Annotated in this window: 22 protein-coding genes and 1 pseudogene; 4 read left to right on the top strand and 19 right to left on the bottom strand. The window is 65.2% G+C overall.

The features are described 5' to 3' along the window. Positions 1-17: 17 nt before the first annotated feature. From JJJ16_RS02420 to JJJ16_RS02405, 4 genes are all read right to left on the bottom strand, one after another. The gene (locus tag JJJ16_RS02420; protein ID WP_219751251.1) at positions 18-1,193 is read right to left on the bottom strand and encodes a DUF5129 domain-containing protein; all 1,176 of its coding nucleotides are present in this window, start codon (positions 1,191-1,193) and stop codon (positions 18-20) included. Positions 1,194-1,300: 107 nt separating this feature from the next. Further along, positions 1,301-3,157, bottom strand: coding sequence for a transcription termination factor Rho (gene rho, locus JJJ16_RS02415; RefSeq protein ID WP_219751250.1), 1,857 nt, complete (start codon positions 3,155-3,157; stop codon positions 1,301-1,303). A gap of 100 nt (positions 3,158-3,257) precedes the next feature. Continuing rightward, positions 3,258-4,208, bottom strand: coding sequence for a homoserine kinase (gene thrB, locus JJJ16_RS02410; RefSeq protein WP_070835039.1), 951 nt, complete (start codon positions 4,206-4,208; stop codon positions 3,258-3,260). Between the two features lies 1 nt (position 4,209). Then, the gene (locus JJJ16_RS02405; protein ID WP_070835040.1) at positions 4,210-5,517 is read right to left on the bottom strand and encodes a homoserine dehydrogenase; all 1,308 of its coding nucleotides are present in this window, start codon (positions 5,515-5,517) and stop codon (positions 4,210-4,212) included. A gap of 275 nt (positions 5,518-5,792) precedes the next feature. Between JJJ16_RS02405 and pflB the strand changes: the two genes are divergently transcribed. The 3 genes from pflB to pflA all read left to right on the top strand — a co-directional run bounded on the left by pflB (position 5,793) and on the right by pflA (position 9,287). Beyond that, the gene (gene pflB / locus JJJ16_RS02400) at positions 5,793-7,898 is read left to right on the top strand and encodes a formate C-acetyltransferase (protein ID WP_219751249.1); all 2,106 of its coding nucleotides are present in this window, start codon (positions 5,793-5,795) and stop codon (positions 7,896-7,898) included. A gap of 123 nt (positions 7,899-8,021) precedes the next feature. Further along, positions 8,022-8,273, top strand: coding sequence for an autonomous glycyl radical cofactor GrcA2 (gene grcA2, locus JJJ16_RS02395; RefSeq protein ID WP_009056454.1), 252 nt, complete (start codon positions 8,022-8,024; stop codon positions 8,271-8,273). 135 nt (positions 8,274-8,408) lie between these two features. Beyond that, a complete protein-coding gene (gene pflA / locus JJJ16_RS02390; RefSeq protein WP_070835042.1) occupies positions 8,409-9,287 on the top strand; it encodes a pyruvate formate-lyase-activating protein in 879 nt (292 codons plus the stop codon). 34 nt (positions 9,288-9,321) lie between these two features. On the opposite strand, the gene JJJ16_RS02385 is transcribed toward pflA, so the two are convergent. The 8 genes and pseudogenes from JJJ16_RS02385 to JJJ16_RS02350 all read right to left on the bottom strand — a co-directional run bounded on the left by JJJ16_RS02385 (position 9,322) and on the right by JJJ16_RS02350 (position 18,100). After that, on the bottom strand, positions 9,322-9,960 hold the full coding sequence (locus tag JJJ16_RS02385; protein WP_219751248.1) for a peptide deformylase: 639 nt from the start codon (positions 9,958-9,960) through the stop codon (positions 9,322-9,324). Further along, positions 9,957-10,628: a sugar O-acetyltransferase gene (locus tag JJJ16_RS02380; protein ID WP_219751247.1), complete on the bottom strand. Its 672-nt coding sequence runs from the start codon at positions 10,626-10,628 to the stop codon at positions 9,957-9,959. Before JJJ16_RS02380 ends, JJJ16_RS02385 begins: the two co-directional genes overlap by 4 nt. Continuing rightward, entirely contained in the window at positions 10,625-11,407 is a 783-nt protein-coding gene (locus JJJ16_RS02375) for a gamma-glutamyl-gamma-aminobutyrate hydrolase family protein (RefSeq protein WP_219751246.1), read from the bottom strand. The genes JJJ16_RS02380 and JJJ16_RS02375 overlap by 4 nt, the downstream gene beginning before the upstream one ends. A 176-nt stretch (positions 11,408-11,583) precedes the next feature. Then, positions 11,584-12,600, bottom strand: a complete 1,017-nt coding sequence (add, locus tag JJJ16_RS02370) for an adenosine deaminase (RefSeq protein WP_219751245.1) — start codon at positions 12,598-12,600, stop codon at positions 11,584-11,586. Positions 12,601-13,033: 433 nt separating this feature from the next. After that, positions 13,034-14,200, bottom strand: a complete 1,167-nt coding sequence (locus JJJ16_RS02365) for an IS30 family transposase (protein WP_413243687.1) — start codon at positions 14,198-14,200, stop codon at positions 13,034-13,036. Between the two features lie 129 nt (positions 14,201-14,329). Continuing rightward, positions 14,330-16,243, bottom strand: coding sequence for a hypothetical protein (locus JJJ16_RS02360; RefSeq protein ID WP_219751243.1), 1,914 nt, complete (start codon positions 16,241-16,243; stop codon positions 14,330-14,332). Between the two features lie 202 nt (positions 16,244-16,445). Then, positions 16,446-16,640, bottom strand: a pseudogene (locus JJJ16_RS10250) (adenosine deaminase); the annotation flags it as partial. A gap of 128 nt (positions 16,641-16,768) precedes the next feature. Further along, positions 16,769-18,100: an aminopeptidase C gene (locus JJJ16_RS02350; protein WP_219751242.1), complete on the bottom strand. Its 1,332-nt coding sequence runs from the start codon at positions 18,098-18,100 to the stop codon at positions 16,769-16,771. A 126-nt stretch (positions 18,101-18,226) separates the two neighbouring features. Here JJJ16_RS02350 and JJJ16_RS02345 point away from each other — a divergent pair, with 126 nt between their 5' ends. Continuing rightward, positions 18,227-19,126, top strand: a complete 900-nt coding sequence (locus JJJ16_RS02345; RefSeq protein WP_219751241.1) for an aldose-1-epimerase — start codon at positions 18,227-18,229, stop codon at positions 19,124-19,126. Between the two features lie 6 nt (positions 19,127-19,132). Here the strand turns inward: JJJ16_RS02345 and JJJ16_RS02340 are convergent, their stop codons facing one another. The 7 genes from JJJ16_RS02340 to hemW all read right to left on the bottom strand — a co-directional run bounded on the left by JJJ16_RS02340 (position 19,133) and on the right by hemW (position 26,307). Further along, on the bottom strand, positions 19,133-19,921 hold the full coding sequence (locus JJJ16_RS02340) for a 16S rRNA (uracil(1498)-N(3))-methyltransferase (RefSeq protein ID WP_219751240.1): 789 nt from the start codon (positions 19,919-19,921) through the stop codon (positions 19,133-19,135). Between the two features lie 6 nt (positions 19,922-19,927). Next, on the bottom strand, positions 19,928-21,046 hold the full coding sequence (gene dnaJ / locus JJJ16_RS02335) for a molecular chaperone DnaJ (protein WP_219751239.1): 1,119 nt from the start codon (positions 21,044-21,046) through the stop codon (positions 19,928-19,930). A 51-nt stretch (positions 21,047-21,097) separates the two neighbouring features. Then, entirely contained in the window at positions 21,098-22,141 is a 1,044-nt protein-coding gene (gene hrcA, locus JJJ16_RS02330) for a heat-inducible transcriptional repressor HrcA (protein ID WP_219751238.1), read from the bottom strand. Between the two features lie 128 nt (positions 22,142-22,269). Further along, positions 22,270-23,064 (bottom strand): DUF3097 family protein, encoded by a 795-nt coding sequence (locus JJJ16_RS02325; RefSeq protein WP_413243686.1) that lies wholly within the window; start codon positions 23,062-23,064, stop codon positions 22,270-22,272. A 133-nt stretch (positions 23,065-23,197) separates the two neighbouring features. Continuing rightward, positions 23,198-24,016, bottom strand: a complete 819-nt coding sequence (locus JJJ16_RS02320) for a hypothetical protein (protein ID WP_219751236.1) — start codon at positions 24,014-24,016, stop codon at positions 23,198-23,200. Continuing rightward, positions 24,009-24,698 carry a SatD family protein gene (locus tag JJJ16_RS02315; RefSeq protein ID WP_048670961.1) on the bottom strand — a complete coding sequence of 230 codons (690 nt, stop codon included), beginning with the start codon at positions 24,696-24,698 and terminating at the stop codon, positions 24,009-24,011. Before JJJ16_RS02315 ends, JJJ16_RS02320 begins: the two co-directional genes overlap by 8 nt. A 298-nt stretch (positions 24,699-24,996) precedes the next feature. Next, positions 24,997-26,307: a radical SAM family heme chaperone HemW gene (gene hemW / locus JJJ16_RS02310; protein WP_219751235.1), complete on the bottom strand. Its 1,311-nt coding sequence runs from the start codon at positions 26,305-26,307 to the stop codon at positions 24,997-24,999. Positions 26,308-26,311 lie beyond the last annotated feature (4 nt).

The following is a 26,311-nucleotide window of genomic DNA, read 5'->3' as shown; positions in this document are numbered from 1 at the left end:
GGGCAAGAGCCTATCGTTCAGGTCGACGAGGAACCCTCACCGGCCTCGTCCAGGTCGTCGCTCAGGTATCGATCGAGATACATCGGTAGCAGGTAGACGGGCGAGTGGCCAGCCGTCAGGACACCGGTAGCCGGGGCTGGCAGCCCTTCGAAGTCAACACCCGCGGAGTTTGTGATCAGTCGGATCGTGGCTGCCGGGTTGTACTCGACGTCATTGTCGGCATCCTCGCTCCAGTAGCATCCGTCATACTCCGCGTTCGCCGCGCTCAGGCTGATGCCCTCCCCTTTCCACCGCGCGTAGCGTCGCCGTCCGAGCGACGAGGCATGGGTTGCAAGAGTCGCCTCAATGAGCTCGGCGGTACGCACTCGCGCCTCATTGGTCATCCGGTCGAGTTCTTCCAGTGCCTGATCGGGATCGATCTGCCCGTTCTCAAGGCGTTTGCCGAGGCCTGCCACCGCGTCCTTGTTATCCCCCACACGCTCCCTGAACGCCTCAATGTCCGCCAGAATGCCCGGGTCCGTATTGGCTGCTTCGAGGCTATCCGCGACGTCGTCAAGCACGTCCATGTCTTGGATGATCGGGCCGACCTCGTTGTCCCAGACCTCGCGCCAGCCGGGTGCGAGGCCAAAAAAGTCGCGCGCAGCATTGATCGCGGAATCCGCGTCCGCCAGGCCTTCCATCCGTGCAAGGATCTCATCCCCCGCGCCGCTCGACGTCTCGCTCAGCGACGCGAAGAAACCCGGCGGCCTGTGCTCGGCGACCCGAGAGCCAACCCTGGCGCGTTCGGCTCGGGCAAGCTCGTAGCGCGCCGTCAGTGCGCTCTCGTAGTGTCCGGTGCCCACGAGGATGGAGAACGTGCGCTCGACCTGCGCCCGCTGGCTCTCCAATGCTGCCCATTTCTCGGCGATCATCGCAACTTTCTGGTGTCCCGAGCGTCGAAGACCAGCGCCGCGCCACAACACGCCAATTCCACACAGTGCCATGACCCAGCCGGTCCAATTCGGCCAGTCCACCGCTTCTCCCATCCCATGATGGGCCTGGTCATAGACGGCGATCGCCAGCTGAAGGGGAGCTACCAGCACGAGAAAGAGGCCAAGAATGAGGCGCGCAAATCCGCGCACAGTACTCCAGGACCGCCAGGAGGTTCCCTGTGTCACCAGCGTATTGGTCGAATTCGCTGCTTTGTTCACCATGCCCCCAAGTCTGACACAGCCCTCATCAGTTGTCCGGTACTCAGGCACACACCGAAAAGAGAGCGGGGCGAGCAGCTCTCGCCACTCGCCCCGCTCTCACCCGCCGATCACTCGGAGGGCGTCGTCTTCTGGATGAGCATGAGGAACTCAGCGTTGGACTGAGTCTCCTTGAGCTTGTCGAGGACCAGCTCGAGGCCCTGCTGCTGATCGAGGGTACCCAGAACGCGGCGGAGCCTCCACATGATGCGCAGCTCCTCGGGCTTGAAGAGCAGCTCCTCGCGACGGGTGCCCGACGCATTGAGGTCGATCGCGGGGAAGATACGGCGCTCGGCGAGCTGACGCGACAGGCGCAGCTCCATGTTGCCGGTACCCTTGAACTCCTCGAAGATAACCTCGTCCATCTTCGAACCCGTCTCCACCAGGGCGGAGGCGATGATCGTCAGCGAGCCGCCCTCGGAGATGTTGCGGGCAGCGCCGAAGAACTTCTTGGGCGGGTACAGCGCGGACGCGTCCACGCCACCGGAGAGGATACGGCCCGAGGCGGGCGCAGCAAGGTTGTAGGCACGCGACAGACGCGTGAGCGAGTCAAGAAGGACGACGACATCCTGGCCCAGCTCGACGAGGCGCTTGGCGCGCTCGATCGCGAGCTCGGCGACGGTCGTGTGGTCCGATGCGGGGCGGTCGAAGGTGGAGGCGATGACCTCACCCTTGACAATCGAGCGCATGTCGGTGACCTCTTCGGGACGCTCGTCCACCAGGACGACCATGAGGTGCACCTCGGGGTTGTTCAGCTCAATAGCCTTGGCCATCTGCTGGATGACCATCGTCTTACCGGCCTTGGGCGGAGAGACGATGAGGCCACGCTGGCCCTTGCCGACGGGAGCGACCAGGTCGATAACGCGCGGCGTGTAGGCCTTGGGAGAGGTCTCCATACGCAGCTGCTCGGAGGGGTAAACCGGGGTCAGCTTGCCGAACTCGCGGCGCGCCTGCGCCTGCTCGATCGTCATGCCGTTGACGGAGTCAACGCGCACGAGGGCGTTGTACTTCTGGCGCTGGCGTTCACCCTCGCGGGGCAGGCGCACGGCACCGGCGACCGCGTCACCGGCGCGCAGACCCCAGCGGCGCACGTTGCCGAGCGTCACGTAGACGTCGTTCGGGCCGGGCAGGTAGCCGGAAGTACGCACGAAGGCGTGGTTTTCCTGGATGTCGAGGATGCCGGCGATCGGTGCAAGGTTGTCCTCGCCGCCGCGCGCGGGGCGAGCCTCGGGATTCTCACGGTTCTCGCGGCCCTCGCGGTTCTCGCGGCCCTCGCGGTTCTCGCGGCCTTCGCCGCGCTTCTCGCGGTCGCGGCGACCACGGCGGCCGCGCTCACGACGGGGACGACGGCCCTCGGTGTCGTCACCGTCGGGCAGCTCGATGTTCAGGACGGTCTCGACGACGGCCGTGTCGGGCTCCGGGGTGGGCTCGGTCCGCTCGGCGGCGGGCAGGGGCAGGTCGAGCGTGACGTGCGCCGGCTCGACGGCACCCTGGCTCACCGCGCGGCGGCGGCGAGAACGACGCGGAGCCTCGGCGGGCGCGTCGGAGGCGGGAGCATGCTCAGCCGACTTGTCTGCGACCAGCTTCTCAGCCTTGTCGGCCTTCTTCTTGGACGAGGCAGGGGCTTCCTCGCGGGGAGCCTTTTCCTTCGGGGTCGAGGCGCCGGCGCCGTTGCTCAGCAGCTCGATCAGCTGGGACTTACGAAGCTGGGAGATGCCCTTGAGGCCGCGGGAGGCGGCCAGAGCCTTCAGCTCGGGCAGCTTCATCGCCGACAGCGACGCGGTCGTCTCGGCGGAGGTTTCGTTGCTCACGAAGTGATCCTTACTGGAATGCGCCCACAGCGGGCGAGGTGATTGCTCAAGCATACGAAAAAGCTTGATCAGGAAGATGCGCGAAAGAGGCGCACCGCGAAGGCCGAAGTCGAACATTCGTCTCGACCTGACAAAAATATAGCAAGACCGCCAGCCCGCTGTCGATCAGACGGCACGGCTGGCGGTGCTTGCGCAGAAACTCACAGCTCATCAACGCTCAGAATTCCACCTTAGAGAGGCTTCCTCGAGTGATCTGCACGCCCTGGGGGGCCACTCCCATCGGGACGACCCGCCACCCGGCGGCAGCGGCATCCCGGCGGATATCGGCGCCGACGGACTCCAGGGAGAGGACCGTGGGGCCCGCGCCGGAGACGACGGCGGCAAAGCCTGCGCCGCGCAGCCAATCGACGAGGGCGAGGGATGGTTCCATCGCGGCCCGACGCTGCTCCTGGTGCAGGCGATCGCGCGTGGCCTCCATGAGCAGCGAGTGCAGGTCCGCTCCCCCGCTCGCCTGAGCATTGCCCGAGAGCACGGCGGCCAGCAGTGCACCGCGGGCGACGTTGAAGCTCGCGTCGCCGTGGGGCACGGTCGCGGGCAGCGCGGCACGCGCGGCGGCGGTACGCAGCTCGAAGTCCGGGATGAAGGCGACCGGGTGAATGCCGTCGGGAGGCGTCAGGCGCACACTGCCGACCTCTGAGGTGTCCTCATTCATCCAAGACACGGTGACACCGCCGAAGACGGCGGGAGCCACGTTGTCGGGGTGTCCCTCCATCTGGGAGCCGATCTCGAGGATCTCCGCTCGACCGAGAACGTCCGCGTCGCCGATGAGCGCGCGCGCCAGCGTCACGCCGGCGACGATGGCGCTCGCAGAGGAACCCAGGCCTCGGGAATGGGGAATGCGATTCGTGCAGTGCATGCGCACGCCAACCTGGGGTGCGCCGACGCGGTCGAGCGCGAGGCGCAGGGCGCGCACGACGAGATTGTCCTCGCCCTGCTCGACGTTTCCAGCTCCCTCACCCTCGACGACGACCGAGGTCGCCCCCGTCGTCGCGTGGACCGACACCTCGTCCCAGAGGTCGAGGGCCAGGCCCATGGAGTCGAATCCGGGGCCAAGGTTCGCGCTGGTCGCGGGAACCTTCACCGCGACGAAATCATCACGCAGGCGCACGTCACTCACCTTCAACGCGAATCGTCGAGGTCACTTCGCGCACGGCGTCGGACACGGAGAGCGCGCGGGCGACGGCGCGCAGGTCGGCCTCGCGGGCGCGGTGGCTGGTCACGACGATGACGCAGGCGCCGGGCACCTCATCGTTGCGCTGGTGCACGGACTGGATGGAGACGCCGTGGCGGGCAAAAATACCGGCGACGTCGGACAGGACGCCCAGGCGATCCTCGACCTGCAGACGGATCTGGTAGCGCGTGTACGTCGAGCCGGGATCGAGGATCGGCAGGTGGGCGTAGACCGACTCACGCGGGGCGTGCCCACCAAAGGCGCGGTGATGCGCCGCGGCGACGAGATCCGACAGGACCGCCGAGGCCGTGGGGGCGCCGCCCGCGCCCTGGCCGTAGAACATGAGGCGACCCGCAGCCTCACCCTCGACGAGGATCGCGTTGAAGGCGCCGTCGACGGAGGCGAGAGGATGATCGGAGGGAACCTGTGCGGGGTGGACACGCATGGCGACGCCCTCGCGTCCGTCCTCGCCGATGCGACGCTCGGCGATAGCGAGAAGCTTGATGGTGTGACCGACGCGAGCGGCCTCCTCCATGTCCTCCTTGGTGATGCTCGAGATTCCCTCGACCGCGACGTCGTCGATTCCGACGCGCGTGTGGAAGGCCAGGGATGCCAGGATGGAGCACTTGGCTGCGGCGTCGAAGCCCTCGACGTCCGCGGTGGGGTCGGCCTCGGCGAAACCGAGGTCCTGCGCCTGCTTGAGAGCCTCCTCGTAGCTCAGTCCCTTCGTGCTCATCGCGTCCAGGATGAAGTTCGTCGTGCCGTTGACGATGCCCATCACGGTCGTGATGCGGTCGCCGGCGAGGGACTCGCGCAGGCCGTACACGACGGGGACGGCGCCCGCGACGGCCGCCTCGTAGTAGAGGTCGGCTCCGTGGGAGGCGGCGGCCTCGTACAGCTCGGGGCCGTGCGCAGCCAGCAGGGCCTTGTTGCCGGTGACGACCGAGATGCCCTGGTTGAGGGCGCGCAGCACCAGGGTGCGCGCGGGCTCGATGCCGCCGATCAGCTCGACGACGAGGTCCATGTTGTCGATTGCCTCGGCCGGGTCGGTCGTCAGCAGCTCGCGGTCGATCGGAGCGTCACGCGGGGCATCCACATTGCGGACGAGGACGCGGCGCACCTCCATTTCTGCGCCCGAGCGAGCGGCAAAATCCTCGCGGCTGGACTGCAGGATGCGAATGACCTGGCTACCGACGGTTCCGGCTCCAAGAACGCCAACTCCGAGGACGGGACGGGGTGCAGACATAGGACTATTTCTCCTTTGTGGGACGGGCACTGATACCAGTGTAGGCGGTCAAAGCCCCTCCCTTCTCTCAAGGACCTTGGTCCCACAATTTGACCGCTAGAAACTTTGGACCCATATCCTGAGACGCAGAACATAGACTGTCGGTCGATATGGGTTGTGGAGACCCCCCAAGCCGTAGGACAATGGGCCTAAGCGTTGGAATCCGACGCACATGGGAGTTTTGCTCCTGACATACCGTCCCCACAACGGGATACGGACATCCGAGAAGAGGAAGAATGACGACAGCAGACCAGAAGGCCTGGGAAGGTTTCGTAAAGGGTAACTGGTGCGATGAGATCGACGTTCGTGATTTCATCCAGCTGAACTACACCCCGTACGAGGGCGATGCCTCGTTCCTGGCAGGACCGACCGAGAAGACCCTGCGCGTGTGGAACACTCTCGAAGAGAAGTACCTCTCCGAAGAGCGCAAGGTGCGCATCCTCGACATCGACACGGACACCCCGGCCGACATCGACGCCTTCAAGCCGGGCTACATCTGCGAGGACGATGACGTGATCGTCGGCCTGCAGACCGACGCCCCCCTCAAGCGCGCGATGATGCCGAACGGCGGCTGGCGCATGGTCGAGACGGCCATCCACGAGGCCGGCAAGGAATACAACCCCGAGGTGAAGAAGATCTTCACCAAGTACCGCAAGACCCACAACGACGCGGTCTTCGACATCTACACGCCGCGTATTCGCGCTGCTCGTTCTTCCCACATCATCACCGGCCTGCCGGACGCTTACGGTCGTGGCCGCATCATCGGCGACTACCGCCGCGTGGCCCTCTACGGCGTTGACCACCTCATCGCCGAGAAGGAAAAGGACAAGGATCGCTACGCGAACGAGCCCTTCTCCGAGCACTGGGCACGTTACCGTGAGGAGCACTCCGAGCAGATCAAGGCCCTCAAGAAGCTGAAGAACCTGGCTCAGTCCTACGGCTACGACATCTCCGGTCCGGCCACCAACGCGCACGAGGCCGTGCAGTGGACCTACTTCGGTTACCTGGCCTCCGTGAAGTCCCAGGACGGTGCCGCCATGTCGATCGGCCGTCTGTCCGGCTTCTTCGATGTCTACTTCGAGCGCGATCTGAAGAACGGCACGCTGGATGAGTCCGGCGCGCAGGAGATCATCGACGCCCTCGTCATTAAGCTGCGCATCACCCGCTTCCTGCGCACCATCGCCTACGACCAGATCTTCTCGGGCGACCCCTACTGGGCCACCTGGTCGGACGCCGGCTTCGGCGACGACGGTCGTACGCTGGTCACCAAGACCTCGTTCCGCCTGCTCCAGACGCTGGTCAACCTCGGTCCGGCCCCCGAGCCGAACATCACCATCTTCTGGGACGAGAACCTGCCCCGCGGCTACAAGGAGTTCTGCGCCCGTATCTCGATCGACACCTCGTCGATCCAGTACGAGTCCGATCCGCAGATCCGCGCCCACTGGGGCGACGACGCCGCCATCGCATGCTGCGTCTCCCCCATGAAGGTCGGCAAGCAGATGCAGTTCTTCGGCGCGCGTGTGAACGCCGCCAAGGCCCTGCTCTACGCCATCAACGGTGGCCGCGACGAGATGAGCGGCAAGCAGGTCATGGAAGGCTACGAGCCCGTCCAGGGTGACGGCCCGCTCGACTTCGATGACGTGTGGAAGCGCTACGAGGAGATGCTGGACTGGGTCGTTGGCACCTACGTCGAGGCCCTCAACATCATCCACTACTGCCACGATCGCTACGCCTACGAGTCCATCGAGATGGCGCTGCACGACTCCGAGATCATTCGCACCATGGGCTGCGGCATCGCTGGCCTGTCCATCGTTGCCGACTCGCTGGCCGCCATCAAGTACGCGAAGGTCTACCCGATCCGCGACGAGACCGGCCTGGTCGTCGATTACCGCACCGAGGGCGACTTCCCGACCTACGGCAACGACGATGACCGCGCCGACGACATCGCCGCGACCGTCGTCCACACCGTCATGGACAAGATCCGCGCGATCCCCATGTACCGCGACGCGATCCCGACGCAGTCGGTCCTGACGATTACCTCGAACGTCGTCTACGGCAAGGCCACCGGTTCCTTCCCGTCGGGCCACGAGAAGGGCACCCCCTTCGCCCCCGGCGCGAACCCGGAGAACGGCATCGACACGCACGGCATGGTTGCCTCCATGCTGTCGGTCGGCAAGCTGGACTACAACGACGCACTCGACGGCATCTCGCTGACGAACACGATCACCCCGCAGGGCCTGGGCCGCTCCAAGGAAGAGCAGATCCAGAACCTGGTCGGCATCCTCGACGCTGGCTTCGTTCCGGACGATTCCTGCGCCTACGACGGCACCAAGGGCTACTGATCCACCATCGGCGGGGATCGATGCCTCATCCGTATTGATCCCCGCCACCCCACAAACGTGGGTGTGCCGCACCGCGACCCACCCAATCCGGTAACTCCGGAGTCTCACAAAAGGAGAAAAGTTATGGCAACCAAGACCTACGAAGAGCGCCTCGCCGACATGAAGGCCGCCCGCGAAGAGCGCGGCGACAAGGATGGCCTCTACCACGCGAACATCAACGTTCTCGAGGAGTCCACGCTGAAGGACGCCATGGAGCACCCCGAGAAGTACCCGAACCTGACCGTTCGCGTTTCCGGCTACGCCGTCAACTTCGTCAAGCTCACCCGTGAGCAGCAGCTGGACGTTCTGTCCCGCACCTTCCACCACTCGGCCTGATCGCTGATTGGAGTGGGGCGTCGGGCAACGCTCGGCGCCCCACTGCTATGCCTGCGTTCGTCGGCGCTCTGCGCTGATGATCCCCGGCCTCGTTCCCATCACGGACGCATCCCACTCAACCGCGAAGAAGGAAACATGACGCAGCCCCTCGCTCTCCCCACGTTCCGCGAGCAGGACTTCCAAGCTCCCCAATCACGTACCGTCGGCGCTGGCGTCGAAGGCCTCGAGGAGATCACGGACCTGGAGCGCTCCGAGCGCCTGCGCCGCATGCGTGAGGGCACGCTGGGTTCCATTCACTCTTGGGAGCTCGTCACCGCCGTTGACGGTCCCGGCACGCGCATGACGGTTTTCCTCAACGGCTGCCCGCTGCGCTGCCTGTACTGTCACAACCCCGACACGTTCCTCATGAAGGACGGCGCTCCCGTGTCCGACACGGAGCTGCTCTCGCGTATTGCCCGCTACCGTCGTATTTTCCGCACGACGAAGGGCGGTATCACCCTGTCCGGCGGCGAGGTCCTCATGCAGCCCCAGTTCGCCAAGCGCATCCTCATGGGTGCCAAGGAGATGGGCGTGCACACCTGCATCGACACCTCCGGTTTCCTCGGCGCGAACTGCGACGACGAGATGCTCGATGCCATCGACCTGGTGCTCCTGGACGTCAAGAGCGGCAACGAGGAGACCTACAAGAAAGCGACGGGCCGTTCCCTGGCACCCACGATCGAGTTCGGCGACCGCATCGCGGCTCGCGGCGGCACCACCCGCATGTGGATCCGCTTCGTGCTGGTTCCGGGCCTGACCGACGACCCCGAAAACGTCCGCCAGGTCGGCGAGATCGTCTCCCGATGGAAGGACGTCATCGATCGCGTTGAGGTCCTCCCCTTCCACCAGCTGGGCAAGGACAAGTGGCACTCGCTGGGCCTGGAGTACCACCTTGAGGACACGAAGGCGCCCACGCCCGAGGCCACCGAAGAGGTCCGCAACTACTTCCGTTCGCTGGGCTTCGAGGTCCACTGACGCGAACGTACCGGGGACCCCGGGAGGAAGCGGCTTAGGCCCGCTCCCCCGGGGTCCACGTGTGTCCGCGCCTTCCCCACCCGCGCTCGGCGATGGCCTGCTGGGCCTGCGCTGCGTAGGGCTCGGCAAGGCGGTCAACGTAGAGGGTGCCCTGCAGGTGGTCGTATTCGTGCTGGAAGATGCGCGCGAGCCAGCCTCGGGCAGTAACCTCGATGGCGTTGCCGTTCACGTCGTAGCCGCGCAGGACCGCACCGAGCGCGCGGCGCAGGGGGTAGCCGTAGCCGGGGACGGACAGGCAGCCCTCGGACTCGCGCACCATGTCGGGTTGCGCGGGCAGGATGGCACCCGCCCCCTCGGTGTCCCACACGAGGTCGAGCGTGGGGTTGACGACGACGCCACTCAGGGCCGTATTGAAGCCGCGCGCGGGTCCCGCATCGAGCTGGAGGACACCGCGGTAGTGGGAGTCAAAGGAGCCGGCACCGCCGTACCTCCACACGAACACCTGGGAGCCGACGCCCACCTGAGGTGCGGCGAGGCCGACGCCGGGTGCGGCATGCATCGTCTCGATCATGTCGGCGACGAGGTCGTGCAGCTCCGAATCAAAGGACTCGACGGGAGCTGCAGCCCGGTGCAGGACAGGCTCGCCGGTAATACAGATCGGCAGGATACTCATGCGTGATCTCCCGTGTGTGCGATGACTCCAACGCCCACGGCTTCGATGGCGCGCGGCGTGGTCGGGTCCAGGTCTTTGATGACGCGGGCGGGGTTGCCGACAGCGATGGAGTTGGCGGGGATATCACGCGTGACGACGGCACCTGCTCCGATGATCGAGTTTTCACCGATGGTCACGCCCGGGCACACGACGACGGAGCCGCCCAGCCACACGTTATCCTCGATGGTGATCGGGGCTGAGGACTCCCATTTCGCCCGACGAGGCCCGGGCTCGCTCGGGTGGATCGCCGTGTAGAGCGAGCAGTTGGGGCCGATGAGCACATCCGCCCCGATGACGACCGGGGCGACGTCGAGCACGGTCAGTCCGTAGTTGACCCAGGAGCCGTCGCCGATGGAGATGTTGTACCCATAGTCGACACGCAGCGGAGGCCGGATGTCGACGCCGTCCCCCACCTGCCCGAGAACCTGGGCAAGCAGGTAGGCGGCGATGTCCGGGTCGGTGGGATGGGCCTGCTCGTAGAGGCTCAGGAGGCGAACAGCGCGCTTCGTGAGTGCCGAAAGTTCATCGTCCGCGACGTAGTAGTCGCCGGCTTCCAGGCGCTGGGCGGGCGTGCGTCCATCGTGGCGGAATCGGGGGTCGTCGAAGTTCGTTCCCGGGGAGATGGTCATGCGACCAGGGTAGTCGACGCCCTTTCGAGGCGGGGAGCGCGGCGCGCGTCCAGGTGGCCGAGGAGCGCGTGCAGCTGGGAGATGTCAGCGGCGGGGTCCTCGGGATGCCACTGCACGCCGATGACGGGGGCGTCCATCGATTCGATGGCCTCGATCGTGCCGTCGGGGGCCTGCGCGCTGACCTGGAGGCCCTGCGCGAGGCGCGCAACGCGCTGGTGGTGCGCCGACGAAATAATCAGCTCGGAGTTGGTGAGGACGGGCGCGAGTGCGCGCTCGAGGTTCGTTCCCTCGCCGACGCGCACGCTGTGGCGGATGAAGCGGTGGTCGGACAGGATCTGGTTGTTCGTGTGGGTGCCATGGGCGCCCTCGATGTGCTGCTCGAGCGTGCCGCCGAGCGCCGTGTTGATGATCTGCATGCCGCGGCAAATCCCCAGGAGCGGGGTGCCCGTGCGCACGGCGTAGTCGACCAGGGCAATCTGTCCGCGGTCGGCGCGGTACCAGTGGCGTCCCTCGCCCTCGTAGCCCTGGGAGGCGCCGTACAGGCTGGGGTGGACGTCCTCGCCGCCCATGATGATGATGGCGTCCGCGTGCTGGGCGCGCAGGGCGGCGCCCTCGGCACCGTCTTCCTGCGCGTACTCGCGGATGACGTTCCAGTTCGGCAGCGCGGCCTCAAGGAGACGATCCCACAGGCGCATGCAGATGTTGTTGTATGCCTCGTCCCCCGGGCGTGCCGGCAGGACGTTGGAAATCAACAACGTCGGCTTCGTGTGGTTCGTCATGGTTACTATCTTTGCAGTCTCGCAGCCACCGCGCCGGGTGCGTTCACGGGGTGGCCAATTGTGACAGCGCGTGTCCACCCTGCGCAGACGGGAGAGTAACGCTGCCCCACGCACGACGAGGCCGGGGCGGATCCGCGCGTTGACGGCCTCTGAGCCCCGGCCTCGTTCGTCGATGGTCAGTTCTCGTTCGCGAAGCGGTCCACGCGAGCGAGCAGCTCGGCCTTCTCATCGTCCGAGATCCAGGCGATCTCGATGGAGTTGCGGGCGATGCGCTCCAGGTCCGCGCGGCCGAGGTCGAAACGCTCCGCCAGCGCGAGGTAGTTGTCCCCAACGTATCCGCCGAAGTAGGCGGGATCGTCGGAGTTGATGCTGACCTTGACGCCCGCGGCGGTCAGCTCGACGATCTCCTTGCCCTTCATTTCCTCGGTGACGAAGGAATTGGACAGGGGGCAAGAGGTCAGGCCGATGCCGTGGTCGCGCGCGTAGGCGACCAGCTCGGGGTCCTCGACGATATTCGTGCCGTGGTCGAGGCGCTCGGCGCCCAGCTCAGTGAGGGCCGCGCGGATGTTGTCGATCGAGCCGACCTGGTCGATGTCGCAGTGCATCGTCACGTGCAGGCCGGCCTCGCGGGCCAGGGCAAACACGTCGGCGAACTTCGTGGGCGGGTTGTCGCGCTCGTCGGAGTCAAGGCCGACGCCGATGAACATGTCCTTGTAGGGCAGGGCCGCCTGGAGGGTCTCGAGCGCGGACTGCGCGCTCATATCGCGTAGGAAGCACAGGATGAGGTCGGCGGACAGGCCGGCCTCGCGGGCCTCGACGACGGCACGGTGATAGCCGCGGATGACGGCCTCAATCGCGATGCCGCGCGAGGTGTGCGCCTGCGGGTCGAAGAAGCACTCGGCGCGCACGACACCGTTGGCTCGCGCGCGCTCAAAGTAGGCGGCGGCCAGGTCGTGGAAGTCATCCTCGTCCTGGAGGACGTCCATGGCCGGGTAGTAGACGGCCAGGAAGGACGTGAGGTCGTTGAACTGGTAGGTCGCCTGGACTTCCTCGATCGTGGACTGGCCAATATCGACGCCATTCTTGCGGGCGAGGGCCAGCTTCAGGTCGGGCTCGAGGGTGCCTTCCAGGTGCAGGTGCAGCTCAGCCTTGGGCAGGCCGAAGGCGAAGTCGCGGGTCACGTCGGTGCTCATGTGTCCTCCACAGATAACGGGGCGGGTGTCGCGGAACAATTGTCCCACTCCACCCGCCCCGTGCCGAGGGAGGTCACATAGCGAACGATCCGCCGAGGCGGTGACCGTTCACGTGGTTCGAGAACTAGGTGGATGCGCTCGCGTGTCTGGCGTGCTCGCGCATGGTGGCGTGACTTAGATGTCTCCGCGTGTTCGGTCACGTCTCACACGTGGCGCTCACCGTTGCCATAACTTCTGACGCGTTTTGGCGCGCGTGTCCGCGACGAAAGCCCCGCAGACGCTCACCCAGCCCCCTTGATGGGGGTGTTGGGTGTGTCTGCGGGGCTTTTGCTGTGTGTTCCGGCCTTGCCGGTTGGGGTGGGTGGCCGCGTGGTATCCCCCCCCCTTTTGTGTTGCCGGTTACGGCAGATTCTAGGGGTGGTTGCAACACGCGTTATGCCCTGAGCAGCAGCTCAAGTCGCTGCTTGGGTGTATCCCAGTTTAGCGTTTTGCGTGGACGGTCGTTGAGCTGGTCGGCGATGGCGTCCAGGTCTGCTTCGGTCAGGAGTGACAGATCGGTTCCTTTGGGCATGTATTGGCGCAGGAGCCCGTTTGTGTTCTCATTGGTGCCCCGTTGCCAGGGCGAGTGTGGGTCACAGAAGTACACATCAAGGCCCAGCTGTGAACCGATCTTGCGGTGTTGGGCCAGCTCGCTTCCCTGGTCCCAGGTCAGTGACAGGCGCAAGGAATGGGGTATGTCTGCGAGCTTATCGATAATGGCATCTTGGACTTCAGTAGCTGTATGTCCATTGGGCAAGTAGAGCAGCAGCGTGTACCGGGTCGAGCGTTCCACGAGCGTGCCGACCGCGGATTGTCCTTTGGCTCCGATGATTAAGTCGCCTTCCCAGTGGCCAGGGAGCGCCCGGTCTTCCACGCTGGCGGGCCGTTCGCTGATCATCACCATGGGGTCTTTGAATCGTGGCCGTACCTGGCGAGAGTATGCGGCTGGGCGCCTGCGAGCGCGTCCTTGGCGCATGAGGGAAGCGATCTCTTTGCGGAGTGTGCCTTTGGCTTGGACGAAGATGGACTGGTAGATCGTCTCCACGCACGGGTTCATGCTCTGATTATGCGGGAAACGCATGCGCAAGTATGCGCAAATCTGTTCTGGGCTCCATCTGCGCTGAAGCTTGTCCCAGATGATGCCCCACAAGCCAGGATTGGCGCATTTGCGCTCTTTAGGACGTTTGAGGCGCTTGCCTGCTCGCATGTGAGCGATGTAGGGGTTGTAGCACGTGGATGTAATCCCATTGCGCTTCAGCTCCCGGCTCACAGTCGATGGCGAACGCCCTAACTGTCGAGCGATGTCACGAATAGAGAGCCCTTCAACGCGCCATCCGAAGATGAGCATGCGTTCCTTGAGGGACAAGAACCGTTGACTGATCCGATGCGGTTGGCATTTCATGTACAGACGGTACCAATGGGCCTGAGGAGCGATACTGGCTCGCTCACACCGTCCACTTGAGCGAGTCCGGCCATTACGCCAGACCTTGCCCGTCCGCTTCGAGACCCCAACAGCATGAGCTGCCTGCGTGAAGTTCAAACCATCAGCAAGAGCCCGCACATACTCCCGATGCCGAGCCTGACACGCCTCACGTCGGGAGGGGTACTCAACCCCCTGAAAAACACGACCAACACCAGCCACAACGAACTCCTTCACCAAGATCCGTTGCAACCACCACTAGAACCTAGATTACTGTGCGGGCGGTGGTGGTACCGGCGGGGCGGGAGGCGCGGGTGGGGGCGGTGGTGGTGGAACGCTGCTCCCGGTCGCGGGCGGCGGAGGGGGAGGCGCGGATGTGGCCTCTAGGGTTGCGCGTAGGCTGCTTTTCTCCCAGTCGGGTGGGAGTGACCGTTTGCGGCCCTCCCACACGGCGAACAGTTCACCACTGTCGGTGCCGGGTTTGCGCATGTGTTCGGGTGGCTTCACGCCCGGCGTCTTATGGGGCTGACCTGGCGTGCGTCCAGCGTACTTGTCTGTTGAGCGCGCGTATCCCCTGTAGAGGCTGTCGTTGTCCATGTGGACGCGCTCATACTCGCCTTCGCCGTCATTCTTGGTCGCGCCTCCGTACCCGTTGAAACCGAGGGCAGCCTGCCGCCACTGTAGGTGCTGGTCGCGTTCCCTGTAGGCGCGCGCGTGCGTCTCGGTTGCTTTGAGGACGGGTTTGCGTCCGTTGATGATCTGCCCGAACTCGTAGCCTGGTGCGCTCTCGGTTGGGGTGATGCTGGTCATGCCGGTGTCGGCGACGATCTTGCCGATACTGTAGAAGCTGCCGTCTAGTGGCGTGTCCTCTTGTACGATGATTGTTTCACCGTTGTAGGACAGTTGCGTGCCGATCTCGACGGTGAAGGCCGTGAATCGGCCTTTCTGCCCGGTTTTCGGGTCGTCGAATACCCGCACCCACGAGCAGCCGTCCACCGTGTTAATGCGCGCCTCGCCTTTAGCGGTCACGTTCGCTTTATTGGTAGCGTGCCGGATTGCGCTTCCGTTGTAGTCGCGCACGGTGCCGCCGTCCAAATGCTCAATGGTGCCGCACCTGACGCTGTCGAAATCACAGTCGAGCGCGACCGCGACGTGCCCTTTGCTGCCCAGGGACCTGAATCCGCTGTTGCGGGCGACGTGTACTACGCCGTCACACCGGTTAAACCCGGTCTGGTCAGCCTCGTACACGCGACCTTCCCTGCCGACGGTGACACCCCAGTTGCCGGACAGGTTCACGTTGCCGCGCCTGATCTCAATACTTTCACAGAGCCGGTGTTGTGGGATGGTTGGAACGTTCGCGTAGCTGCTTGGCCCGAAACCGAGGTCGTTGTGTTCGAGGGTGATGTCATCGTTTCCGTCGGTTGCGACGCGCCGTGCATCGTCCAGGTCGGGGCCTTGCACTCCGAGCGTGACAAAAGGTGTTTCCGCGTCGTACACGAACTTTTCCACCCACTGCTTGCTGTCGTAGGCTTCCTGCTTATGACGCATGAACTCTGGTGATTTCTCGTCCCACCATTTCACGCCTGCCGCATTTTGTACGACCGTTGTGTACACGGTTGGCGCGTTCGGGTCGTCTCGCGGAGGCGGCGTGCGCACGAGGAGGCTACCGGGAGCATTTGGCATGTTGTAGTGTGTTTCTACGCCCGTTGCCGGGTCACGTTCGCTACCGTACCCCCATGTGAGTGAGTCGTGGAGGTGTCGCCTCATGGCGTCGGCGACGAGCCTGTTCACTTGTTCTTGGCTGGCGTTGGGGGGGAGGTTGCTGGACGCGTAGTAGAGGAGCCAGTTCGGTGATCCGACATCGCCTCGGGGCATCCAGTCGGGGTTGCCAGTTTGTTCACGCATGGTGAGGATGTAGGCGCGCATCACGGGGTCTGCGAGCGGGTAGTCTCGGTTGACTATATCTTCGCGGTACATGCGGATGTCGTGGTCGTCGGTGGGGAGCGTGAACCCTTGCTCGAAGATGACGCTGTTGAGTGCGCGCGCTTCTTCTTCGGTGAGTTTCCGATGGTCGCCGACGTGGTTGCAGCCGCGAGCGCCGAAGAATGATGCGCTGCACGGGGTCCATGCGCCGTCTTTTTGGCGCTGACCGTATTTTGTTTTCTTTGCTTTGTTGTCGCCCATGCTCTTATTGTTCCTTCTGGTTCTTTCCTGGCCGCTCGTGTGCGCCCGCTTGCGTGCGGCACTATCCGACCGCTTTGTTGCTTTTTGTTTAGCTTCGTATGGCGTTGTGCCTGTTTATTTTTGAGGGGTTTTGTATGGCGTTTGATAGTCGGGTTCGCGGCGTGTTGTCGTCTCGCCACGCGGTGACCGTGGTGGATGCGGAGACCGCCAGGAAGGACGTAAGGTCGTTGAACCGGTAGGTGGCACGCACCTCCTCGACCGTGGACTGGCCGATATCGACACCGTTCTTGCGAGCGAGGGCCAGCTTCAGATCGGGCTCAAGGGTGCCTTCCAGGTGCAGGTGCAGCTCAGCCTTGGTCAGGTCGAAGGCGAAGTCGCGGGTCACGTCGGTGCTCATGCGTCCTCCACAGATAACGGGGCGGGTGTCGCGGAACAATTGTCCCACTCCACCCGCCCCGCGCGAAAGGAAGTCACATAGCGAACGATCCGCCGAGGCGGTCATCGTTCACTGAGTGGCCGACCGTCTCAGGCCAGCGCGCCCATCGGGTCCCAGGCCGGCAGGTGCAGCGGTTCCTCGGTGATGACCGCGCGCAGCTCGGCAGGCAGGTCGTCCACGTGCACAGCCACCTCAAACACGTTGGCGTCGAACCAGGCGGCGTCCATCGTGAAGAAGCCCTTCTCGCCGGGCTCCTCGCCCCAAGAGTTCTCCACGCGGAAGCGGCGGGCGTTGCCCTCCTCGTCGATGTCGACGCCGGTGAAGAGCATCGCGTGGTTCATCGCGGACTCGCCCGTGTTGACGCGCTGCTCCTTCGAGGTGGAGAAGTCCACGCCGAAGAGGTTGTCGAAGTCGTACAGGCCGTCCACGAAGAGGCCGGAGGCTCGGTCGGACTGCTGGCCGCAGTCAGCGCCAAACCAGACGGCGCGGCCCGAAGCCAGGATGGAGGCCGTGATCTCGCGGATCTGCTCGACGGGGGCGTTCACGTAGAGGATCGGGCGACCGCCCACGACATTGCCCATATGGTCGACCGTCAGGGTGTGGCCCTTGGGGTGCTCTGCGCGCGGGTCGTCGACGAGGCACACGTACTGCGTGAGGTCCACGTCCACGTAGCGCTCGTAGAACTCGCGCGGGGTGAGGACGCCGTCGCGGTGGAACTCGCCGTTGTCGTCGCGCCACTCCCACTCGAAGGAGGTCGGGGGCTCACCCAGGCAGATGACGAGGATGCGCCACACGTCGGCCAGAGCGGCCTCCTTGACCTCGAGGATCTCCTCCTCGGAGGCGCCGGCCTCGACGAGGGAGCGCAGCTCGAGGGCGGTGCGGCGCAGGACGACCTTCAGGCGACCGTTCATCGGAGCGGTGTGGCCGGAGGACTCGGTCTCGGGCATCGCGACCTTGGGGACGAGGCCGTGCTTGAGGTAGAGGGACACCGCCATGTCCCACTGGCCACCGTCGGAGAGAACATCGCCGAGCAGGAACTGCAGGAGGCGGCCGTCGAGGTCCTCGGTCTTCGCGGTCGCGATGACATCGGTGAGGAAGAAGTTGGCACGCTCAAACTTGTCCCAGAACAGCACGTAGTTCTGCGAGAACTCGAAGTCCTTGAGGCCCAGGTGGGTGCGCGCGGTGGAGCGCAGCAGGTTGAGGGAGGAGAAGAGCCAGCAGCGGCCGGACTTCTTCTGCGACGTCACCTTCCAGTCGTCCACCTTGTGGGACACGACCGTGGGGGTGGCGACCACCTTGCCGCGGTCGAAGGCGACCGGCTCGACGCCGGCGTGGGCGACGGCGTTGCGTGCGACCGCGCGGGCGGAGTCTGAGGATGCGTGCAGGGAGGCGACGAATTCGTCGGTGATTTCGTGTGCCATGGGACGGAGCGTTCCTTTCAATCGAGAGCCATTCTCTATAAGGATACGCTTCTCGTAGTGACGCAGACGACTTAACTCCGTTTAGAATGAGTGTTATTCGTGTTCAGTGAATGCAAAGGAGCATCAATGTTGAATCGTGGCGCCTCGGGGCGCGAGATCATTCTCCAGGCCGGGGACTACGAGGCGCGGATCGTTACCGTCGGCGCCGGTCTAGCTGGCCTGCGCTACCGCGGACATGAGCTCGTGGTGCCCCACGCCGTGAATGAGTGTCCCCCGGGATACCTGGGCAAGGTGCTCATGCCGTGGCCGAACCGCGTCGCGGGTGGCTCCTATTCGTGGGAGGGCACGTCTTACGACCTGCCCGTCGACGAGCCCACTTTCGGGACCGCGCTCCACGGTTTCGTGGCATTCCAGGAGTGGGAGATCGCCGAGGCCGACTCCACTTCGGTCCTCCTGCACACCCTCATCGCGGCGCGCTATTCCTACCCATGGACGCTGGCGGTGTCCACCCGCTACAGCCTGGACGCGGACGCTGGTCTCACCGTTGAGCTGTCGGCGACGAACATCGGAGAGGGCACCGCCCCCTACGGCGTCGGCTTCCACCCATACCTGGCTGTTGACGGGATACCGGCGGACAAGCTGGAGCTGGAGAATCCCGCGTCGATCATCTACGAGGCCGACGCATCGATGATCCCGGTGGCCGCCCACGACGTGGGATCCTTCGGGTTGGACTTCCGCTCCCCCGCCATCATCGGCACCTCCCGGCTGGACCACGCCTTCGCAGGCCTGCCCGAGGGTACCTGGACCGTGACGCTGCGCGACCCGGCTTCAGGCGTGGGAGTGTCACTGTCCTCGGATGCGCGCTGGCTGCAGGTTTACTCGGCTGACTACATCGACCGCGTGGGCGTCGCCGTCGAGCCGATGAGCTGCCCGCCCAACGCCTTCAACTCCGGTACGGACGTCGTCGCCCTGGGCGCGGGCGAGACCCACACACTACGAGCGCGGATCGCCGGCTTCGAGAGCTGACGGACCCTAGTACTTTCCCGCGGCGGCGCGGATCAGCGTCAGAGCAACCGCGCCTGCCGTGGAGGAACGCAAAACATTGTCTCCCAGCCCGATCGTGCGGGCACCGGCGTCCACCAGCTGCGCCGTCTCCTCGGCTCCGATGCCGCCTTCGGGCCCCACGATGAGCGCGATCCGTGCGGGCAGGGCACCCTCCTCACTGGACTCCTGGATGCTGGCGAGGGAGGCTCCGAGCGACTCCGTGGCCTCCTCGTGGCAGACGAAGGCCACCCCGGCCTCGCCAATCAGGGAGGCGACCCAGGAGGCAAGCTCGCGGCTATCCTTAACGTCCTCAACAACCGGGACGTAGGCGCGTCGGGACTGCTTGGCAGCCGCGCGGGCCACGCCCTCCCACTTCGCGCGCCCCTTCTCGGCCTTCGGGCCCTTCCACTGGACGATCGCGCGCTGGGAGGCCCACGGGATCACCCGGTCGATGCCGATCTCCGTGCAGATTTCGACGGCGGCCTCGTCGCGCCCGCCCTTCGCGAGCGCCTGGACCAAGATGATCTCCGGACTCGGAGTATCCTCCTGCACGAGTTGACGCACGACGAGGGACAGCGAGGCCTTATCGCTCCCGCTCACCTCGCACGTCGCGCGCGCTCCGGCGCCGTCGACGACATCGACCCACTCCCCCGCGCCGATGCGACGCACGGAGGCTGCATGACGCCCCTCAGCTCCTCCAAGCGTCGCGCTGTCCCCCACAGACAGCGATGCAAGGGCCGGGGTCAGATCCGAGCCGAGGAAAACGGGCAGCGTCACGGCGCATCACCCCATGAAGGTGTCGCGGAGCTTGTCAAAGAACGAGGCCTGCTGACGATGGGGTTCCACGCGGACCTCGCCGCGCACCTTCGCCAGCTCCTCGAGCAGCTCACGCGACTTGTCGTCGAGCTTCTTGGGAATCTGAACGTCCACGTGCACGTGCATCGAGCCGCGGCCCGAGCGCTGCAGGTGGCCGACGCCCAGGCCCTCCAGGACGATGTCGTCGTTGGGCTGGGTGCCCGGGTTGATCGTCACGGTCTTCTTACCGTCGAGAGTCTCCAGCTCGAACTCGGTGCCCAGCGCCGCCGTGGTCATCGGGATCGTGATCCACGTGTGCAGGTCGTCGCCTCGGCGATCGAACACGGGGTGCTTCTTCTCGCGAATCAGCAGGTACAGGTCGCCGTTCGGGCCGCCACCCGGGCCAACCTCGGCCTCGCCGCTGACGCGGATCTGGGTGCCCTCTGAGGCGCCCGCCGGAATGTTGATGTTGAGGGTGCGGCGCGTGCGCACGCGACCCGCTCCCGAGCACTCGGCGCACGGGGTCGCAATCGTGTTGCCGTATCCCTGACACGACGGGCAGGGAGCCTGCGTCTGCATACGACCGAAGAGCGAGTTCTGAATCTGGGTGACAAAGCCCGAGCCATGGCAGGTGGTGCACTGCGTGGGCGAGGTGCCCGGCTGGCACATCGAGCCGTTGCAGGCGTCGCACAGGACGTGGGTGTCGAAGGAGACCTCCTTGGCGGCACCGAAGGCGGCGTCCTCCAGGGTGATATCGACGGTCACCTGCTTGTCCTTGCCGCGACGCACGCGGGACGCCGGGCCGGCAGCGGACGCACCGAAGCCGCCGCTGAACATGGCCTCGAAGATGTCGGAGAATCCACCGAAGCCGCCGCCCGCACCCGCGCCACCGCCGCGCAGAGCATCAGGACCACCGATGTCGTACATCTGGCGCTTCTCGGCATCCGAAAGCGTCTCATAGGCAACGGACAGCTCCTTGAAGGCTTCCTCGGAGTCGGCTCCCGCGTAGTCGGGGTGGAGCTTACGCGCGAGCTTGCGGTAGGCCTTCTTAATCTCGTCCTGGCTGGCGTCACGGGCGACACCGAGAACCTCGTAGTAGTCTCTCACGGCTGTTCTTTCTTCTCGTGGGGGATGTTCATCAACGTCTGTGGGGCGACATTAGTCGCCGTGCTGGGAGGCGAGATAGCGTGACAGATAGGCGGCGACTGCTCGCACGGAGCTCATGGTGCGCGCGTAATCCATGCGCATGGGGCCGACGATGCCCAGGTGAGCGGATCCGACGGAGTCGTCGGCGCCGGCACGGTACGTACCCGTGACGACGGCGGCTTCAGCCAGGCCGTCATGGGGATTCTCGGCGCCGATACTCACGTGCACGTCAGCGCCCGGGTCGGCCTCGGCGAAGAGACGCATGAGGACAACCTGCTCCTCGAGAGCGTCGAGGACGGGGGCGATGTCGTGAAAGTCGAGGGCTCCACGGGCCAGGTTCGCGGCACCCGCGACAACGATCTTCGACTCGCTCTGACCGCTCAGGACGTCCGTGAGAGCCGCGCCGATCGCGGCAACGGTACCCACCAGCTCGGGCCGGGCCGAGGCCGTGGCCTCGTCGACGCAGGCCTGCACGGTCGCAGACGTCGCACCATCGCAGTGGCGGCGCAGGTGTTCGCGTACCTCGCGCAGCTGCCCGTCGTCGAGGGGCGCGTGGAGGGTGAGGCTGCGCTCCCCGACCTCACCGTCCGTGGTGATGACGACGACAAGGACCCGACCGGGAGCCAGAGCGATGACCTCAAGGTGCTTAAGAACGCGCACGCGCGCCCCCGGATACTGCACGAGGGCCACCTGATGCGTCACCTGGGCGAGGAGACGAACGGAGCGCTCCACAACGTCGTCGATATCGACAGACTCGGCCAGGAAGGTCTCGAGGGCGTGGCGTTCCGGCCCACTCATCGGCTTGAGTTCGGCGAGTCGATCGACGAACACGCGGTAGCCGCGGTCGGTCGGCACACGCCCCGCCGAGGTGTGGGGCTGATAGATGAGGCCGGCTTCCTCCAGCACCGCCATGTCGTTGCGGATGGTCGCGGATGAGACGCCGAGGCCTCCGGCGGCGATGGCCTTAGAGCCGACGGGTTCGCGGGTGGCCACGTACTGGGTGACGATGGCGCGCAGGACGTCGAGCCTGCGGTTCTGTGCGCTGTTGCGCGTCATGCCATCTCCTCCCGTTCTGGCACTCCTACTTCCTGAGTGCCAATGCTACTCCTCGCAGCCAATCGGGGGCGACATGAGGGCCGAGCCGGGTGTGCGCCCAGCGCGAACCTCACACTGGGCGACGCGACTCATTGCGCCCAGGGCACGGTCACGAAGTCGATGAGCTCCTCAACCCTCCCGAGAAGCGCCGGCTCAAGGTCGCGATAGGTGCGCACGGTGGACAGGATCCGCTTCCATCCCATGGCGATGTCACGCTGGTCGGCGTGCGGCCAGCCGAGGGCCTCGAGGGTTCCATGTTTGATGTCGGTACCGCGCGGGACGTCGGGCCAGCGCTCGAGGCCGACGCGGGCTGGCTTCACCGCCTGCCAGATGTCAACGAACGGGTGGCCGAGGACGAGGACCGCGCCCGGCCAGCGAGCCGATACGGCCTCGGCGATTCGAGACTCCTTCGACCCGGGGACCATGTGGTCGACGAGGACGCCCGCGCGCGCGGTGTCCGTCGGGCCGAAAACCTCCAGGATCGCCTCAAGGTTGTCAACGCCTTCGAGAAGCTGCACGGCGATCCCGGCCTCGGCCAAGTCCTCACCCCACACATGTTGGGCGAGTTCGGCGTCGTGGCGACCCTCGACCCAGATACGCGAGCGCTTGGCAACCTTGGGCCCGCTCGACGCGGGAGCGAAAGACCCGGAGTTCGTGATGCGCCGCCCCGATGCGCTCACCTGAGTCCCCGGCGAGGCCTGGGCAGGAGCCGGGCGCGGAGGCAGCGCCTCAATGGGGCGCCCCTCGAGCCAGAAGCCGGGGCCGAGGGGGAAGGAGCGACGCACTCCTCGACGATCTTCGAGTTCGACAAGGTGAATACCGCCAGACTTCTCCACGCGCGTCACTGCGCCAACCCAGCCCGAGGCCACATCTTCGAGAACCATGCCAATCTCGACGTGGACGGCCTGCGAACGCGGACGCCGCGCTCCCGGCCCGTCGCGATGCGGGTCGTGGGCGAAAATGTTGCGGCCGTAGGGGTCTGAGCTATTCACCCGGCATACTCTAGCGGCACGAGAATCAGTGCAGGCTCACGACACGAATGAGCATCGACACGAGAGCGGCCAGGATCCACGAGGAGACCGAGCCAATCAGGAACTCTTCGGCCTTCTCACCCGTCGAATCCTGCGAGATCTCGGGGAATCGAATGACTCCCTTGGCGGCAACGACTGCCGCGATCGCAACCTCTGCGCCAGCACCGGCCAGAACAATGATGAGCAGACGCTCGAGCGGCCCGATCCAGCGCCCGCCACGCAGAGCCGTCACGTCCTCTTCCTCCGCCTGCGCGCCCAAGACGGGCAGCGCACCGGAGATGACTTCGGGTTCCGCGGACTCCTCCGCATCATCTTCACCACCTTCCGCGTCCACCACAGGCATCGCCGGAAGAACGGGAGCGTTGATCCACCCGGGCACAGGATCGGAGGCACGGCCGCGCGCGCACTGCAGAATCGCCGTAATCAGGTGATTCACAGGACCCGTCACCAGGAAGAGAACCGCGATGATCAGGTCGATGGGGCGCCCTGAGCGCAGCGACAGCAGGGGGAAGTTCAACGGATTCAGGCTCAGCAGTGCAACAAAACCAACGGACGCTAAGGCCCAGCGAGCGAGAACGCCGCGCGCCGACGGATCGACAAGGTCCCACGCGAACCACACGACCGCGAGAGTCGCGCCGATCGCGTTCGCAACGGCACTCACTCCCAGGATGAACCAGGAGTAGCAGATCACTGCGAGGAGCAGCGTCAGAAAGAGCGACAGGCGTCGCGACCAGCGGCGCGGGTCAGAGGTGAGAAGTACGGTCAGCTCCGAGGCGGCAATGCCCAGGAGAAGAACTTCATGCACGAGCGGCCTCCGCGATGATGAGTGAAGACTGAATGAGCCCCGCCCCCGTGCCCCGGGCGAAGTCCGAAATGGCCTGCTGCGACAGCTTCTCGACGCGAGCGATCTCCACCTGCGTCTTACCCAGCAGCAGCGAGGCTGTGATGCGACGATGACGCGCCGACAGCTTGAGAATCGAATGATCGCGCAGGCTCAGCATGGCGTTGATGCAGGTTTGGCAGTGCGAGGAGAACTCGGATTCGACAGACGCATGCGCCATAAACCACGTGCGAATGAACGGGTTGGAGGAATCCTGCACATCGTGCGCGCGATTGATCGCGGCTCGGGCCGCCCACCACGCGGATCCATCCTGAAGAGCTGCCGACTCTGCGCCACGACCGCGGGCCGGAGCCTGGCGATGCACGCCCGACGCAAACTCCTCAATCCGACCGGCACCAATACCGAAGCGCAGCTGAAGCTGCGGGGGAAGGAGAAGCTGCGCACGCAGCGTCAGGAGGAGAGCATCCTCGAGCGTATAGGCAACCGCCTGGAACTCGTCACCCACCGTCGGGTACGGAGCCTGCAGGAGAGCCAGCCCCTCACTGGCCCGCTCCAAGGCTGCTTCAAAGATTCTCTGAGCGTCTGCACGATTGGTCAACGTACGAGAGCCCACGATGTCAGCAATGACAGCGTATCGCAGAGTCACAATACCACACTTTTCCTTGTATCTGCCCCTCCACAAGCCCTCTCAAGGAGACGGCCAGCAGATAGCACGGCTTCACATGACATACCTAGGCAAACATATTTCAACCATGATGTCAACAGTATTGCCACGTAATCCAAGCTTGTCACATTCCCAGTACCCCATAGGTTATGAATGCCTCACAAAAGATTCCAACATTTCACTTGTATTTTAGCTTCTACAAGCGACTCTGCGGATTATTGGGTGTCACCGGCCATTTACCACCGCATGCAGATTACGGAGTGCTGCCACAAAAAAGGACTCAATACCCCATCAATTCGCGGGTCACATAGTCGGCAAGCAGCCGTCCGCGCAGCGTGAGAATCGCTCGTCCCCTGAGGGCGGCGGCGCCATCGACGAGGCCGTCCGCAATGAGCGCGGCGACGCGCCCACCCGAAACCGAACCAGCCCCCAGAGCTGCCCCGGCCTCGTCCGCCTGCCGAGTCCCCGGCAGGCCGGCCAACTCGATCCCCTCGGACGTGCGCACGCCCAACATGACGCGTTCGAGCTCGCGCGTGTCCTCGTCCAAGATCTCCCCCGCGTAGGCAGGGGAACGCCCATCGCGCAGCCTTGCGGCGTACGCGGCGGGATTCTTGACGTTCCACCAGCGCATACGCCCCACGTGGGAATGCGCCCCGGGGCCCAGGCCCCACCAGTCCCAATCGCGCCAGTAGGCGAGGTTATGCGCCGACGCGTGCGCGTAGAACGTGGACGGGCGACCCGAGGCCAGGTCATCGTCGGTCGCGCGGGCAAAATTCGAGATCTCGTACCAGGCGTAACCGGCCTCGCTGAGGAGGGCATCGGCCAGCTCGTACTTGGCGGCCTCGTCGTCCGGATCGGGGGTCGGGAGTTCTCCCCTGGCGACCTGCGCGCCCATCTTGGTTCCCTCCTCGACGACGAGGGCGTACGCGCTGATGTGGTCGGTCTCGTAGGACAGGGCGGCGCGCAGAGACGTCTCCCAGTCGGCGAGGCTCTCCCCTGGTGTGCCATAGATGAGGTCGACGGACGTCGACAGGCCCGCTTCCTTCGCCCACTGGACGACGACGGGCACCCGCTCGGGCGTGTGGGTGCGGTCGAGAGTTTTGAGGATCGCGGGGACCGCAGACTGCATGCCGAAAGAGACACGCGTAAAACCCGCGTCGGCCAGCTGCACCAGCCCCTCGCATGTCACCGTGTCCGGATTGGCCTCGAGGGTCACCTCTGCGCCGGGCGCGATGCCGATGCGCTCATGCAGGCCCGTTAGGATCTCGGCGAGCTCGGCGGTGTCGAGCATCGTCGGAGTGCCCCCACCAAAAAAGACGGTCCGCGCCTCGCGCTCGGGTAACCCGGACTCAGCCATGACGCGGGCTGCCAGCGAGGCTTCGGCCAGGACCGACGGCGCGTAGTCTCCCACCTGGGCGCCCGGCCCGAAGCCCACCGTGTACGTGTTGAAGTCGCAGTACCCACAGCGCACGCGACAAAACGGCACGTGCACGTACAGAGAGAGCGGACGCTGGGCCTCGACCTCGACGAGGCCGGGGTCCAGAGCGCCGTCGTCTGCCCAGCGCTGGCCCTCTGGCTGCGCGGGGCTCACGAGC

Origin of the sequence: Schaalia sp. ORNL0103 (genome assembly GCF_019429565.1) — a bacterium.
Lineage (GTDB): Bacteria > Actinomycetota > Actinomycetes > Actinomycetales > Actinomycetaceae > Pauljensenia.
This window is presented reverse-complemented; position numbering and strand designations above follow the sequence as displayed.

What these genes read in the sequence shown, in the direction of transcription:
- add (WP_219751245.1), bottom strand. Translation starts at nt 12,600, where the DNA reads ATGAGCACCGACGTGACCCGCGACTTCGCCTTCGGCCTGCCCAAGGCT.
- JJJ16_RS02345 (WP_219751241.1), top strand. Translation starts at nt 18,227, where the DNA reads ATGTTGAATCGTGGCGCCTCGGGGCGCGAGATCATTCTCCAGGCCGGG.
- JJJ16_RS02375 (WP_219751246.1), bottom strand. Translation starts at nt 11,407, where the DNA reads ATGACGAACCACACGAAGCCGACGTTGTTGATTTCCAACGTCCTGCCG.
- pflA (WP_070835042.1), top strand. Translation starts at nt 8,409, where the DNA reads ATGACGCAGCCCCTCGCTCTCCCCACGTTCCGCGAGCAGGACTTCCAA.
- grcA2 (WP_009056454.1), top strand. Translation starts at nt 8,022, where the DNA reads ATGGCAACCAAGACCTACGAAGAGCGCCTCGCCGACATGAAGGCCGCC.
- rho (WP_219751250.1), bottom strand. Translation starts at nt 3,157, where the DNA reads ATGTTCGACTTCGGCCTTCGCGGTGCGCCTCTTTCGCGCATCTTCCTG.
- JJJ16_RS02385 (WP_219751248.1), bottom strand. Translation starts at nt 9,960, where the DNA reads ATGAGTATCCTGCCGATCTGTATTACCGGCGAGCCTGTCCTGCACCGG.
- JJJ16_RS02380 (WP_219751247.1), bottom strand. Translation starts at nt 10,628, where the DNA reads ATGACCATCTCCCCGGGAACGAACTTCGACGACCCCCGATTCCGCCAC.
- hrcA (WP_219751238.1), bottom strand. Translation starts at nt 22,141, where the DNA reads ATGACGCGCAACAGCGCACAGAACCGCAGGCTCGACGTCCTGCGCGCC.
- JJJ16_RS02350 (WP_219751242.1), bottom strand. Translation starts at nt 18,100, where the DNA reads ATGGCACACGAAATCACCGACGAATTCGTCGCCTCCCTGCACGCATCC.
- JJJ16_RS02325 (WP_413243686.1), bottom strand. Translation starts at nt 23,064, where the DNA reads ATGGTTCTCGAAGATGTGGCCTCGGGCTGGGTTGGCGCAGTGACGCGC.
- JJJ16_RS02405 (WP_070835040.1), bottom strand. Translation starts at nt 5,517, where the DNA reads ATGTCTGCACCCCGTCCCGTCCTCGGAGTTGGCGTTCTTGGAGCCGGA.
- JJJ16_RS02360 (WP_219751243.1), bottom strand. Translation starts at nt 16,243, where the DNA reads ATGGGCGACAACAAAGCAAAGAAAACAAAATACGGTCAGCGCCAAAAA.
- pflB (WP_219751249.1), top strand. Translation starts at nt 5,793, where the DNA reads ATGACGACAGCAGACCAGAAGGCCTGGGAAGGTTTCGTAAAGGGTAAC.
- JJJ16_RS02420 (WP_219751251.1), bottom strand. Translation starts at nt 1,193, where the DNA reads ATGGTGAACAAAGCAGCGAATTCGACCAATACGCTGGTGACACAGGGA.